Below are 12,155 nucleotides of genomic sequence, written 5' to 3' on the forward strand. Positions count from 1 at the left end.
TTCCGCTCGAATGAACCCTCTCCCCTCCGGGGAGAGGGTGGCCCGCAGGGCCGGTGAGGGGGGTGCGCTTTTGCCGGACGTCCCGCCACGCGCAACCCCCTCACCCTAACCCTCTCCCCGCTTTCGGCGGACCAATGGTCCGCCTGTCGCGTCAGCGCAAACTTCGTTTGCGCGTGAGCGGAGAGGAGAGGGGATACAAAGTCCATCCACCCCACACCCGGAATCCCATGCCATGATAAGCCGCGCTCGGGCGCTGGATCTGTCGCTGGTGGGTCTCATCAGCGTCTGCTGGGGCCTGAACTGGCCCGCCGTCAAGATCATCCTCACCCAGATCCAGCCCTGGACGCTGCGCAGCCTGGGCTTCGCCGTCGGAGCGGCGGTGCTGTTCGCCTACGCGCGGTCGCGCGGGGAATCGCTGGCCGTTCCACGCGGGCAGCGCTGGCCGCTGGTCGCCGTCGCCTTGCTGAACATGGCGGGCTTCAACATCTGCTCCGCCTTCGGGCAGATGAACATGGCGACCTCGGGCGCCGCCATCATCGCCTACACCATGCCGGCCTGGGCGACGCTGCTGGCCATTCCGATCCTGGGTGAGCGTCCGGGACCGCGCCAATGGATGGGGCTGGCCTGCGGGCTGACGGGCTTGGCCGTTCTGCTCGGCCCCGATCTGCTGCGGCTGGGCGCCCTGCCGCTCGGCCCCGCCTTCATGCTGACCGGCGCGCTGAGCTGGGCGCTGGGCAATGTCCTGATCAAGCGGACGGCCTGGACCATGGGACCGAACGCCATCACCGGCTGGCAGTTCGCCATCTCCCTGCCGGTGGTGCTGCCTTTCGCGCTGGCGATGGATCCCGTCCCGACACTGGCGCTGGAGCCCCGCGTGCTGATCGCGCTGGTCTTCCACATCCTGGTGGCGATGGTCGGCGGCTATCTGCTGTGGTTCGCCATCGTGCGGCGGCTGAGCGTCGCGCAGGCCTCGGTCAGCTCGCTGATCGTGCCGGTGATCGGCGTCACCGGCGCCATCGTCGTGCTGGGGGAGACACCGCCGCTGCGCACCTACGCCGCGCTGGCGCTGATCCTGTGTGCCGTCCTGCTGGTCGTCATGGTGCGCGACAAGCGGCCCGTGCCCGCCCCGGCGCCGGTCACGGCGGAGCCGCGGGGGGCAGGTTCTCCCTGAAGATGACCTCAATGCGCGGCGGCTCCACGCCGTGCATCGCCTCCCGGCCGGCGCGCAGGTTGGCGAAGACGGCGGCGCAGCTCATCAGGGCGCTGCGCGGGTCCTGGGTGATCACCGCCTCCATCGTGCCGTCGATCAGCAGCGCGCGCGTCTCCGGCGTGAAGCCGTGGCCGATGAAGACGACCTCGCGCTCCCGCCGCGCCTCCTTCAGCGCGCGGGCCACGCCCTCCGCCCCGCCGCCGATGGTGTAGATGCCGGCAAGGTCGGGGTGGTGGCTGAGCAGCGTCCGCGTCTGCCGGTAGCTCTTGGCCTCGTCGTCGTGGGCCTCGCGCAGCCCCACCACCTCGATGGCCGGGGCCATCTCCTTCAGGACGTTGAGGAATCCCAGCTCGCGGTCCTCGTGCGCGCGGTAGCTCAAGCTGCCGGCGATCATCGCGACCTTGCCCGCCCGCCCGCCGAGGAAGCGCGCGAACAGATAGCCCGCTGTCCGCCCCGCCGCCCGGTTGTCGAGTCCGACATAGGCCGCCCGCCGGCAGTTCTGCACGTCGGAGATCAGCGTCACGGTCGGCACGTTGCGCGCCGCCAGTTCGTTCACCGCCTCGCGCACCGCCGGATGCTCCAGCGCCATGAAGGCGACCCCGTCGACCTTGCGCCAGTGCTGGAGCAGGCTGCGCGCCAGCAGGTCGGGGTTGAAGCTCTTGATGAACTCCACCTGCGCGCGGATGCCCAGCGGAGCCAGCGTCGCTTCCGACTGCCGGATGAGCTGGCCGAGCCGCGTCAGGTAGCGGTTCGTCCCGTCGGGCAGCAGGAAGGCCAGCCGCACCGGCTTCGGCCCCAGCGCCGCGCCGAGGTCCGATTCCGGGATGTAATCCAGCTCCGCCGCCGCCTTCATCACGCGCTGCACGGTCGCCGGGCGCACGCCGGGGCGGTGGTTCAGCACACGGTCCACGGTGGCCGTCGAGACGCCGGACAGCCGCGCGATGTCGGCGATCCGCGGCAGTCCACGGGTGCTTTCGGGCCTCGTCTCGAAGGGTGCGGCGACGGCGTCCGCATCATCCTGCATCACGGCTCAAAACCCTCCGATCCCATCAAATCACATCATCATTCGCGTTTGACACCGGCCATTCGCGCACATACCGTCCAACCAACAATCACCGTCGAACATCAAACTACATCAACGTTTCCTGGGAGGAAAGCATGAACCCGCTCTCGCGCCGCACGATGCTCAAGGGGTTGGCCGCCACTCCGGCGGTCGGAATGGCTGCCGGGTTGGCCGCGGGAGCCGGCACCGCCACCCTGATCGGCGCGCCGCGCATCGCCCGCGCCGCCGAGTTCGATTTCAAGTACGGCAACAACCTGCCGCTGACCCATCCGCTGAACGTCCGCTCGCACGAGGCGGCCGAGCGCATCCGCCGCGAGACGAACGGCCGCGTCGACATCCAGATCTTCCCGAACAACCAGCTCGGCGGCGACACCGACATGCTGTCGCAGGTGCGCAGCGGCGGCATCACCTTCTTCACGCCGTCGGCGCTGGTCATCGCCACGCTGGTCCCGGTCGCCGCCATCAACGCCGTCGGCTTCGCCTTCGCCGACTACGGGCAGGTCTGGTCCGCCATGGACGGCAAGCTGGGCGAGCATGTGCGCGGCGCCATCTCCAAGGTCGGCCTGCACGCCTTCGAAAAGATGTGGGACAACGGCTTCCGCCAGATGACCAGCGGGGCCAAGCCGATCCAGACCGCCGCCGACATGGACGGGCTGAAGATCCGCGTCCCGGTCAGCCCGCTCAGCATCGCCATGTTCAAGTCGCTGTCCGCCGCCCCGGCCAGCCTCCAGTTCTCGGAGGTCTATTCCTCGCTGCAGACGCGCATCGTCGACGCGCAGGAGAACCCGCTGCCGATCATCCAGGTCGCCAAGCTGTACGAGGTGCAGAAGTACTGCGCCCTGTCCAACCACATCTGGGACGGCTTCTGGTTCATCGCCAACGGGCGCGCGTGGCGCGGTCTGCCCCCGGACCTGCAGAAGATCGTCTCCACCGCGATCAACGACGCCGGTGTCCAGCAGCGCGAGGACATCAAGGCGCTGAACCAGTCGGTGCAGGCCGACCTCCAGTCCAAGGGCTTGGCCTTCAACCAGCCATCCCCCGACAGCTTCCGCGCCAAGCTCCGCGACAGCGGCTTCTACGGCGAATGGAAGGGCCGCTTCGGCGACGAGGCCTGGGCGCTGCTGGAAGGCGCCGTCGGCAAGCTCGCCTGACGCCGGCCTGAAGAACGGCTGTGGACAACACGGGAAGGGAGGGTGCGGCTTTGGCTCACCACGCGACGGCGCTCGACGAGGGCGGCGCCATGCCAGGGGCCGCGTCCGGCGGTTCCTGGACCGATCGGCTGGACCGCGGCCTCGCCGCGACGGTGGAGGGTGTGGCCGCCCTCATCGTTCTGGCCGAGATCGCCATCCTGCTGGCCGGGGTGACGGCGCGCTACGTCTTCCACGCGCCGCTGGTGTGGTCGGACGAGCTGGCCTCCATCCTCTTCCTGTGGCTGTCCATGCTGGGCGCCGTGGTGGCGCTGCGCCGCGGCGAGCACATGCGGATGACCGGTCTGGTCAGCCGCGTCGGCCCGACGCCGCGCGCCCTGCTGGAAACGCTGGCGATCACCGCCCCCATCGCCTTCCTGGCGATGATCCTGCACCCCGCCCTGGACTACGCCATGGAGGAGCAGTTCATCGTCACCCCGGCGCTGGAGATCAGCAACGCCTGGCGCGCGGCGGCCCTGCCGACCGGACTGGGGCTGATGGCCGTGGTGGCGCTGATCCGGCTGATGCGGATGCGCAACCTCCGGATCACCCTGGCAGCGGTCGCCCTGACCGCGGCGGTGACCGTGGCCTTCTGGCTGGCCGGCCCGGTGCTGAAGCCGCTGGGGCAGGCCAACCTCGTCATCTTCTTCGTCGGCGTGGTCGCGGCCTGTGTGTTCGGCGGCGTTCCCATCGCCTTCTCCTTCGCGCTGGCCACCTTCGGCTATCTGGCGCTGACCACCTCGACCCCGCTGCTCGTCATGGTCGGGCGGCTGGACGAGGGCATGTCACACCTGATCCTGCTGGCGGTGCCGCTGTTCGTCTTCCTCGGCCTGCTGATCGAGATGACCGGCATGGCGCGGGCCATGATCCAGTTCCTCGCCAGCCTGCTCGGCCATGTGCGCGGCGGGCTGTCCTACGTGCTGATCGGGGCGATGTATCTGGTGTCGGGCATTTCCGGCTCGAAGATCGCCGACATGGCGGCCATCGCCCCGGTGCTGTTCCCGGAGATGAAGAAGCGCGGCGCCCCTCCGGGCGACCTCGTGGCCCTGCTGTCGGCGACCGGCGCGCAGACCGAGACCATCCCGCCCTCCATCGTCCTCATCACCATCGGCTCGGTCACCGGCGTGTCGATCGCGGCGCTGTTCGCGGGCGGCCTGCTGCCGGCGGTGGTGCTGGGTGCGGCGCTCTGCGCCGTCGTCTGGTGGCGCTACCGCCATGAGGACCTCAGCCACATCCGCCGCCCGCCGGCGTCGGAGATCGCCCGTCTGGCCGTGGCCGCCCTGCCGGCCATCCTGTTGCCCTTCGTCATCCGCGCTGCGGTGGTGGAAGGTGTGGCGACGGCGACCGAGGTGTCGACCATCGGCATCGCCTACTCCACCCTGATGGGCCTGCTGGTCTACCGCCAGTTCGACTGGGCGCGGCTGAAGCCGATGCTGATCGAGACGGCGTCGCTGACCGGGGCGATCATCTTCATCGTCGGCTGCGCCACCGCCATGGCCTGGGGCCTGACGCAGTCCGGCTTCTCCCGCGCGCTGGCCCTGTGGATGGCCGACATCCCCGGCGGCGGCTACGGCTTCCTCGCCATCTCCATCGTCGCCTTCATCATCCTGGGCAGCGTTCTGGAGGGCATCCCCGCCATCGTCCTGTTCGGCCCGCTGCTGTTCCCCATCGCCCGCGACGCCGGGGTGCACGAGGTGCATTACGCGATGGTCGTGATCTTCGCCATGGGAATCGGCCTGTTCGCCCCGCCCTTCGGCGTCGGCTACTACGGCGCCTGCGCCATCAGCAAGGTCAGCCCGGACGAAGGCCTGAAGCACATCTGGGGCTACGTCGCCGCCCTTCTCGTGGGCCTGATCGTGGTCGCCGCCATTCCGTGGATTTCCACCGGCTTCCTTCCCTACTGAAGTCTTGCCGGTCCCCCCATAACGATAAAATCAGGAGTTCCTTCATGAGCCGATTCTTCGGCCAGATCCGGCAGGCTGGCTACGTCGTCGACGACATCGAGGCCGCCATGGATTACTGGAGCCGCACCCTGGGCATCGGCCCGTGGTTCTACAACGAGCGGGTTCCGATCAAGAACTACACCTACCGCGGGGAGCGGTACGAAGTTCACAACTCGGTGGCGCTCGCCAACTCCGGCCCGCTCCAGATGGAGCTGATCCAGACCCGCAACGACGCGCCGTCCATGTACCGCGACTTCCTGAAGGCGGGCCGCACCGGCCTCCAGCACGTCGCCTATTGGACCGAGAACTACGACGCCGACCTGGAGCGGTTGACCGCCCAGGGCTTCAAGCCGGTGATGAGCGGCGAGGTCGGCGAGAAGGGCCGCTTCGTCTATTTCGACACCGAGTACCACCCCGGCACGGTGATCGAGCTGTCGGAGGTCGCCGGGCCGAAGGGCAAGATGTTCGACCTGATCCGCAACGCCTCCCTCGACTGGGACGGCCGCGATCCGGTCCGGCCCTTCCCCGACCTCAGCCGCCTGTGAGTCTCGCCATGCGCTCCGACCGCTTCGAGGCGACCTATCTGATCGAGACCCCGCTCGACCCCGCCAAGGTGGCGGAGGTCATGGCCGGGGAGCAGTCCTGCGGCACCTTCACCCGCGTCCACGGCGAGACGGACGACCTGCGCGCCCGCGCCCGCGCCGTGGTGGAGCGGGTGGAGGAGTTGGAACCCGCCGCGTCCCCCAGCCTGCCGAATTCCTGGTTGGAGCGGCAGAGGCGACCCGGACCGTGGCGGCGCGCCCGCGTCGCCATCAGCTTCCCCACCGGCAACGTCGGCGCCAACCTGCCGACGCTGGCCGCGACGGTGGCCGGCAACCTGTTCGACCTGGGCGAGGTGACCGGCCTGCGGCTCGACTCCGTCCGCCTGCCCGCCGCCTACCGCAAGCAGTTCGACGCGCCGCGTCACGGCGTTGCCGGCACCCGGCGGCTGACCGGGGTGGAGCGCGGGGCGCTGGTCGGCTCCATCATCAAGCCGAACCTCGGCCTGTCGGCGGAGGAGACCGGCGAGCTGGTCGGCACGCTCTGCGCCGCCGGGCTGGACTTCATCAAGGACGACGAGATCTGCGCCGATCCGGTCCACGCCCCGCTGGCCCAGCGCGTGCCGGCGGTGATGGACCGGGTGCGCCGCCACCAGGACCGCACCGGCAAGCACGTCATGGTCGCCTTCAACATCAGCGACGAGACGGACGCCATGCGCCGCCACGCCGATCTGGTGGAGCGCGAGGGCGGAAGCTGCGTGATGGTCAGCCTGAACTGGTGCGGCTTCTCCGCCGTGCAGACGCTGCGCCGGCACAGCGGGCTGGTCCTGCACGGGCATCGCAACGGCTTCGGCGCCCTGTCGCGCCACCCCAGCCTGGGCATCGGCTTCGACGCCTACCAGACGCTGTGGCGGCTGGCCGGGGTGGACCACATGCACGTCCACGGCCTCCAGGGCAAGTTCGCCCAGCCCGACGCCGAGGTGATCGACGGCGCCACGTCCTGCCTCGCGCCGCTGGCCGAGGGCTGCGACGACGCGGTGATGCCGGCCTTCTCCTCCGGCCAGTGGGCGGGGACCGTTCCAGTCACCTGGGACGCGGTGGGGACGGACGACCTGCTGTTCATGTCCGGCGGCGGCATCATGGCCCACCCGGACGGCCCCGCCGCCGGCGTGACGAGCATCCGTCAGGCCTGGGCCGCGGTGCGGGAAGGCGTCGCCCTGCCGGACGCCGCCGCGACCCGGCCGGAGCTGAAGCGCGCCCTGGAGTTCTTCGGAGCCTCCAAGTGACGAGCCATCCGCCGCCCCGGCCCGGCCCCCGTCTGGGCTGGTACGGGGACGACTTCACCGGGGCCACCGACACGCTGGCCACGCTGGCGAAAGCCGGGCAGCGGGCGCTGCTGCTGCTGGAGATTCCCGACGCGGAGCGGCTGGCCGGGCTCGGCCCGCTGGACGCGCTGGGGATCGCCGGGGCATCGCGCACCATGGACCCGGAAGCCCTGCGGGCCGAGCTGGAACCGGTGGGGCGCTTCTTCGCCGGGCTCGGCGTGCCGGTGATGCACTACAAGTGCTGCTCGACCTTCGACAGCGCGCCGCGGGTCGGCAGCATCGGAGCGGCGGTGGCGGCCCTGCGGTCCTTCTTCCCCAACCGCTTCCTGCCGGTGGTCGGCGGCCAGCCCAACATCGGGCGCTATTGCCTGTTCAGCACGCTGTTCGCCGCGGCGGGCACCGGCGGGATGGTCCACCGCATCGACCGACACCCGACCATGAAGGCCCACCCGGTGACGCCGATGACGGAGGCCGACCTGCGCCTCCATCTCGCCGCGCAGGGGCTGGCGGGGATGGGCGCCCTGCACTATCCGGATTATGGGCTGGACGCCGGGGCTCTCGACGAGAAGCTGGACCGGATGGTGGCGGGCGGCGCACCCGCCGTCCTGCTGGACATCGCCCGGACGGAGGATCTGGCGCCCGCCGGCCGGCTGATCTGGGAGGGGGCGCGGCGCTCCCCCCTTCTGGCGGTCGGGCCGAGCGGCGTGGTCCAGGCGCTGGCCACCCAGTGGGAGCGCGACGAGACGGTCGGCGACGCGCCCCTGGCCTCGGCCGAGGGGCCGGTCTTCGTGCTGGCCGGCAGCCTGTCGCCGGTCACGCGCCGGCAGATTGCCGTGGCTTCCTCCTTCCACCGGATGCCGGCGGACGCGGGCGCCCTGTGCCGCGACGCCGCCTACCGCGAGCGGCTGCGGAGCGAGATCGCCGGCCTGCTGGGCCAGGGGCGGAACGTGCTGGTGTGGACCGCCCCGGTAGAGGGCGAGGCGCCCGACACCACCAAGTCCGCCGCCATCGCCGACGCCACCGCGGACTTCGTGGCCTCGGTCGCTCGCACGGCACCGCTGCGCCGCATGGGCATCGCCGGGGGCGACACCTCCAGCAAGGCGGTGAAGGCGCTGGGCCTGTGGGGCCTGTCCTACCGGACGGCGCTCAGCCCCGGCGTGACGGTCAGCCTGACCCACAGCGCGCACCCGCAAAGCAACGGCATGGAACTGATGCTCAAGGGCGGCCAGATGGGGCCGGAAGACCTGTTCGAACGGCTGGTGCAGGGAGGGTGAGCGTCCTCGCTCCCCTTCCGCCCCCACGTGTCAGCCATGCCCCCTAGGTAGTCTTACGTACGCAAAGCCCCTTAGGTACAAGACCGAACTGCACAGGGTACCCCGCGGCGCGTAATTTCGGGTCATCGAGCGGTTGCCCCACGGGGACGGGCCGCTTCCACGAACGCCGAGGGGCCCGACATGCACGCTCACACCGCCATCGCCGCCCAGCCGACGCGCGTTCCGCACGGCCATCAGGCCGCCGTCATGGCGATGCCGCGTGTCGCCCCCTCCCGTCCCGCCGCCGGCTTCGCCGCCAACGACATCGACCCACTGGCCGCCATCGCCCAATTCCGGGTTTTCGACCGCGAGCAGTCCATCTTCGCCGAAGGCGAGGCCGCCGACGCCGTCTTCCGGGTGGTCGACGGCATGATCCGCCTCTACAAGCTGCTGCCGGACGGGCGCCGCCAGATCATCGGCTTCCTCCAGGCCGGCGACATGGTCGGGCTGGCCTTCGCCGACCGCTACCTCTACTCCGCCGAGGCGATCACCGCCTCCACCGTCCAGCGCATCCCGCGCTGCCAGCTCGACGCCCTGCTGGACTCCCAGCCCGCCCTGGCCCGCCGGCTGCTGTCGGTCACCACCTCCGAGCTGGTGGCGGCTCAGGACCAGATGCTGCTGCTCGGCCGCAAGTCGGCGCTGGAGAAGCTGGCCAGCTTCCTGCTGGCGCTGAGCCGCCGGGCCGGTGCCGGCCGGGCCATCGCCCTGCCGATGAGCCGTTGTGACATCGCCGACCATCTCGGCCTGACCACGGAGACGGTGTCGCGCGGCTTCACCAAGCTGAAGACCTCGCGCCTGATCCGCATCCTGGACGGCGGCCGGGTCGAGCTGCTGGACGCCGAAGCCCTGGCCGATCTGGCCGAGTGCGCTTGAAACCAAGCACCCTGATCACCCTGCGCATTCAAGGGAAATCCATTCGGCCGCCCGCAACGTACCCCTTACTCCCTTTGCGTTGCACTGTCAGGCCGAACCATGGAGCCCGCTCCCCACATCCTCGTCGCCGAGGATGAACGCCTCGAAGCCCTGGCCCTTGCCGACACGCTGGAAGGCCAGGGGCTGCGCGTCACGTTGACCCACAACGGGTTGGAAGCCATCGCCGCCCTGGAAAGCGGCCCGGCGTCGCTGCTGATGACCGACCTGCGCATGCCGGTGATGGATGGCAACGAGCTGATTCGCCGGACGCGGGCGCAGCGGCCCGCCCTGCCGGTGATCGTCATGACCGCCGACAGCGGCGCCCTCTGGCACCCGGAGTCCGACCGCCTGCGTGTCCTGCACAAGCCCTTCAGCTTCCAGGCGGCGATCGGTGCCGTCCACGCCATGCTCGATCGGGTCGGGCCGATCGGATAGAGCGGTGCGCCAGCCCTATTCGCCAACGTCGTCCTTGGGGGCGGCGTTGCGCGCCGGCGGCTCGATCACCGGGCCGACCTTCACGCTGCGGGCGGACAGCGGCACGATGTCACCGATCGGCATGTAGGAGCCATCGGCCAGTTGCTGCGCCGGCTCCCACCGTCCTTCGACCTTGATCCAGCGGTAAATGCTGTTGCTGCTCATGTCGTCACCATGAAATTGGAAAGACGAAAGGGGCGGCGTTGCCGCCGCCCCTTCATCCGATACAAGGATCATCTTTGCGGAAGGCTTATTCGGCCTTGCCGTTGACGGCGTCCTTGAGGGCCTTGCCGGCGGAGAACTTCGGCGCCTTGGAGGCGGCGATCTTGATCTCCGCACCGGTCTGCGGGTTGCGGCCCGTGCGCTCGCCGCGCTCGGCGATCTCGAACTGGCCGAAGCCCGGCAGCTTGACCGTCTCCCCCTTGACCAGCGCGTCCTGCAGGCTCTCCAGAACCGCGTCCAGCGCCTTGCCGGCGTCGGCCTTGGTGCCGCCCAGCTTGCCGGCGATCGCGTCGATGAGATCGGCCTTCGTCATTCCCTACTCCCCTTGTTCATGGAGGAACCCCAGCATTCTCCAGGGCTCCAGGCGCTTCTGACCTACTCCGCCCCGCGTCCGCGCGCAAGCCAATCCCGTGGCGATTTTTTCCCCCGGAGCGGATTAAGCCACGGCATGATCCGTATGCCGTGTGTGAAGAACCAATCCGGGACGGTGATGAAAGACGAGCTGGGACAGCATCTGGACGTTCTGCGGCGCTACGCCCTGGTCCTGATGCGCGACCCCGATCAGGCCGAGGACCTCGTCCAGGAGGCCCTCGTCAAGGCCATCGAGGGGGCGTCGTCCTTCACGGACGGGCGCGACCTGCGCAAGTGGCTGCTCGCCATCGTCCACAACACGTTCGTGGACCGCTGGCGGCGCCAGCAGGCCGAACGCCAGGCGACCGGCGAGCTCAGCTCGATGGCGGAGGAAGGCTCCCCGCCCGCGCAGTTGAGCCACGTCCATCTCGGCCAGACCATTGCGGCCCTGATGACCCTGCCGGTCGAACAGCGGGAGGCCCTGGTGCTCGTGGCGCTCGACGGCATGTCCTACCGGGACGCCGCGGAGTGTCTGGGCATCCCCGTGGGCACCCTGATGTCCCGCCTGGGCCGTGCGCGCGACGCGCTGCGGGCCAAAACGGGCGGCGGGCGCCAGCCGGCGTCAGACCAGTCCGACCGAACCCCATCAGACCGGGTCCAGCGCCCTCCGTTGCGCGTGGTGAAATGACGATGAACGAACCGATCAGCGACATCGACCTGAACGCCTATGTGGACGGCGAACTCGACGCGCAGCGCCGCATCGAGGTGGAAGCCTACCTGGAGGCCAATCCGGACGAGGCCGCCCGCGTCATGCACGACATGCGGGTGCGCGACGAGATCCGCCTGTTCATAGCCGGTCCGGCCGTCGAGAAGGCGGAGCCGGACCTCGCCGCGCCCGAACCGGCCGCAGCCCCCGCCCCTGCCCAGCCGGCGGTCGGCGCCAGTGCGCCGCTGCCGCGGCGCAAGCAGTGGGGCGCCCTGTGGCGCCGCCCGGCGGCGGAACTGATGAACCGGGCGCGGGCGCGGGCCGCCAGCGGCTCGGGCCGCGGGCGGCGCGCCGTGGCGGCTCTGTGCCTCGTCGGGCTCGGCTGGACGGCGCACAGCGCCGTGTCGTCCCTGTCGGTCAACCCGGTGGCCACGGCCCACGCGGCCACCCACTACATCACCATCGCGGCCCAGACCCACCAGCAGGCGCTGCACAGCGGGATCGACTTCAAGCCCTTCGCTGACGCCGCCCAGTCCCTGGTCAACCGTCTGGCCCCCGCCACCCCGGAGGTCGCGGTGCCGATCCCGCAGCTCGACATCGGGCAGGCCCCGGACGGGCTGCGCACGGTGGCCTGGGACGGCGGGGTCGCGGTGCAGGCGGCCTACCGCCACGGCGGGTCGCAGTTGATCACGCTGTTCGCCAGCGAGGTCGACCGCTTCGCCGTCACCGAACCCCAGGCGGAGCGCATCGGCAACGTCTCGGTCGCCTACTGGCAGGTCGGGACGACGGTCTACGCGCTGTGCGGCGAACAGCCGGAAAAGGAAATCCTGGCCCACGCCCGCGACGCCCGCATGGCGTGGTTCTGACGCCGACGCACTGAACGACAAGCATCCGAACGATAAGCATCCGA

At 70.1% G+C, this 12,155-nt stretch carries 13 protein-coding genes; 10 read left to right on the plus strand and 3 right to left on the minus strand.

Going from position 1 to position 12,155, the window contains the following annotated elements; all coding sequences use genetic code 11:
• Window positions 1–232: 232 nt before the first annotated feature.
• A complete protein-coding gene (locus DXK32_RS02145) occupies window positions 233–1,171 on the plus strand; it encodes a DMT family transporter (RefSeq protein WP_114857012.1) in 939 nt (312 codons plus the stop codon).
• Here DXK32_RS02145 and DXK32_RS02150 read toward each other — a convergent pair.
• Window positions 1,137–2,234, minus strand: coding sequence for a LacI family DNA-binding transcriptional regulator (locus tag DXK32_RS02150; RefSeq protein WP_205215628.1), 1,098 nt, complete (start codon window positions 2,232–2,234; stop codon window positions 1,137–1,139). The genes DXK32_RS02145 and DXK32_RS02150 overlap by 35 nt on opposite strands.
• A 134-nt stretch (window positions 2,235–2,368) precedes the next feature.
• Between DXK32_RS02150 and DXK32_RS02155 the strand changes: the two genes are divergently transcribed.
• The 7 genes from DXK32_RS02155 to DXK32_RS02185 all read left to right on the plus strand — a co-directional run bounded on the left by DXK32_RS02155 (window position 2,369) and on the right by DXK32_RS02185 (window position 9,927).
• Window positions 2,369–3,424 carry a TRAP transporter substrate-binding protein gene (locus tag DXK32_RS02155; RefSeq protein ID WP_114857013.1) on the plus strand — a complete coding sequence of 352 codons (1,056 nt, stop codon included), beginning with the start codon at window positions 2,369–2,371 and terminating at the stop codon, window positions 3,422–3,424.
• A 50-nt stretch (window positions 3,425–3,474) separates the two neighbouring features.
• On the plus strand, window positions 3,475–5,364 hold the full coding sequence (locus DXK32_RS02160; protein ID WP_247876932.1) for a TRAP transporter large permease subunit: 1,890 nt from the start codon (window positions 3,475–3,477) through the stop codon (window positions 5,362–5,364).
• Between the two features lie 44 nt (window positions 5,365–5,408).
• Complete coding sequence (locus tag DXK32_RS02165) at window positions 5,409–5,948, plus strand: VOC family protein (protein WP_114857014.1); 540 nt, start codon at window positions 5,409–5,411, stop codon at window positions 5,946–5,948.
• Between the two features lie 8 nt (window positions 5,949–5,956).
• On the plus strand, window positions 5,957–7,228 hold the full coding sequence (locus DXK32_RS02170; RefSeq protein ID WP_114857015.1) for a ribulose-bisphosphate carboxylase large subunit family protein: 1,272 nt from the start codon (window positions 5,957–5,959) through the stop codon (window positions 7,226–7,228).
• A complete protein-coding gene (locus DXK32_RS02175; RefSeq protein ID WP_114857016.1) occupies window positions 7,225–8,541 on the plus strand; it encodes a four-carbon acid sugar kinase family protein in 1,317 nt (438 codons plus the stop codon). Before DXK32_RS02170 ends, DXK32_RS02175 begins: the two co-directional genes overlap by 4 nt.
• A 180-nt stretch (window positions 8,542–8,721) precedes the next feature.
• Window positions 8,722–9,453: a helix-turn-helix domain-containing protein gene (locus DXK32_RS02180; protein ID WP_114857017.1), complete on the plus strand. Its 732-nt coding sequence runs from the start codon at window positions 8,722–8,724 to the stop codon at window positions 9,451–9,453.
• A gap of 99 nt (window positions 9,454–9,552) precedes the next feature.
• Entirely contained in the window at window positions 9,553–9,927 is a 375-nt protein-coding gene (locus DXK32_RS02185; RefSeq protein WP_114857018.1) for a response regulator, read from the plus strand.
• Between the two features lie 15 nt (window positions 9,928–9,942).
• Here DXK32_RS02185 and DXK32_RS02190 read toward each other — a convergent pair whose 3' ends face one another.
• Both DXK32_RS02190 and DXK32_RS02195 read right to left on the minus strand, forming a co-directional pair.
• Window positions 9,943–10,131 carry a hypothetical protein gene (locus DXK32_RS02190; protein WP_114857019.1) on the minus strand — a complete coding sequence of 63 codons (189 nt, stop codon included), beginning with the start codon at window positions 10,129–10,131 and terminating at the stop codon, window positions 9,943–9,945.
• A gap of 85 nt (window positions 10,132–10,216) precedes the next feature.
• Entirely contained in the window at window positions 10,217–10,501 is a 285-nt protein-coding gene (locus DXK32_RS02195; RefSeq protein ID WP_014241890.1) for an HU family DNA-binding protein, read from the minus strand.
• Window positions 10,502–10,678: 177 nt separating this feature from the next.
• Here DXK32_RS02195 and DXK32_RS02200 point away from each other — a divergent pair, with 177 nt between their 5' ends.
• Both DXK32_RS02200 and DXK32_RS02205 read left to right on the plus strand, forming a co-directional pair.
• Window positions 10,679–11,227, plus strand: a complete 549-nt coding sequence (locus tag DXK32_RS02200) for a sigma-70 family RNA polymerase sigma factor (protein ID WP_035683374.1) — start codon at window positions 10,679–10,681, stop codon at window positions 11,225–11,227.
• Window positions 11,228–11,229: 2 nt separating this feature from the next.
• A complete protein-coding gene (locus DXK32_RS02205) occupies window positions 11,230–12,111 on the plus strand; it encodes an anti-sigma factor family protein (protein ID WP_114857020.1) in 882 nt (293 codons plus the stop codon).
• Window positions 12,112–12,155 lie beyond the last annotated feature (44 nt).

The organism is Azospirillum brasilense (genome assembly GCF_003349955.1).
Taxonomy (GTDB): Bacteria; Pseudomonadota; Alphaproteobacteria; order Azospirillales; family Azospirillaceae; genus Azospirillum; species Azospirillum brasilense_B.

Excerpts from the sequence above, each read along its gene's own strand:
- DXK32_RS02200 (WP_035683374.1), top strand. The coding sequence starts at position 10,679 with ATGAAAGACGAGCTGGGACAGCATCTGGACGTTCTGCGGCGCTACGCC.
- DXK32_RS02180 (WP_114857017.1), top strand. The coding sequence starts at position 8,722 with ATGCACGCTCACACCGCCATCGCCGCCCAGCCGACGCGCGTTCCGCAC.
- DXK32_RS02185 (WP_114857018.1), top strand. The coding sequence starts at position 9,553 with ATGGAGCCCGCTCCCCACATCCTCGTCGCCGAGGATGAACGCCTCGAA.
- DXK32_RS02165 (WP_114857014.1), top strand. The coding sequence starts at position 5,409 with ATGAGCCGATTCTTCGGCCAGATCCGGCAGGCTGGCTACGTCGTCGAC.
- DXK32_RS02190 (WP_114857019.1), bottom strand. The coding sequence starts at position 10,131 with ATGAGCAGCAACAGCATTTACCGCTGGATCAAGGTCGAAGGACGGTGG.
- DXK32_RS02205 (WP_114857020.1), top strand. The coding sequence starts at position 11,230 with ATGAACGAACCGATCAGCGACATCGACCTGAACGCCTATGTGGACGGC.
- DXK32_RS02170 (WP_114857015.1), top strand. The coding sequence starts at position 5,957 with ATGCGCTCCGACCGCTTCGAGGCGACCTATCTGATCGAGACCCCGCTC.
- DXK32_RS02145 (WP_114857012.1), top strand. The coding sequence starts at position 233 with ATGATAAGCCGCGCTCGGGCGCTGGATCTGTCGCTGGTGGGTCTCATC.
- DXK32_RS02155 (WP_114857013.1), top strand. The coding sequence starts at position 2,369 with ATGAACCCGCTCTCGCGCCGCACGATGCTCAAGGGGTTGGCCGCCACT.
- DXK32_RS02195 (WP_014241890.1), bottom strand. The coding sequence starts at position 10,501 with ATGACGAAGGCCGATCTCATCGACGCGATCGCCGGCAAGCTGGGCGGC.
- DXK32_RS02150 (WP_205215628.1), bottom strand. The coding sequence starts at position 2,234 with ATGCAGGATGATGCGGACGCCGTCGCCGCACCCTTCGAGACGAGGCCC.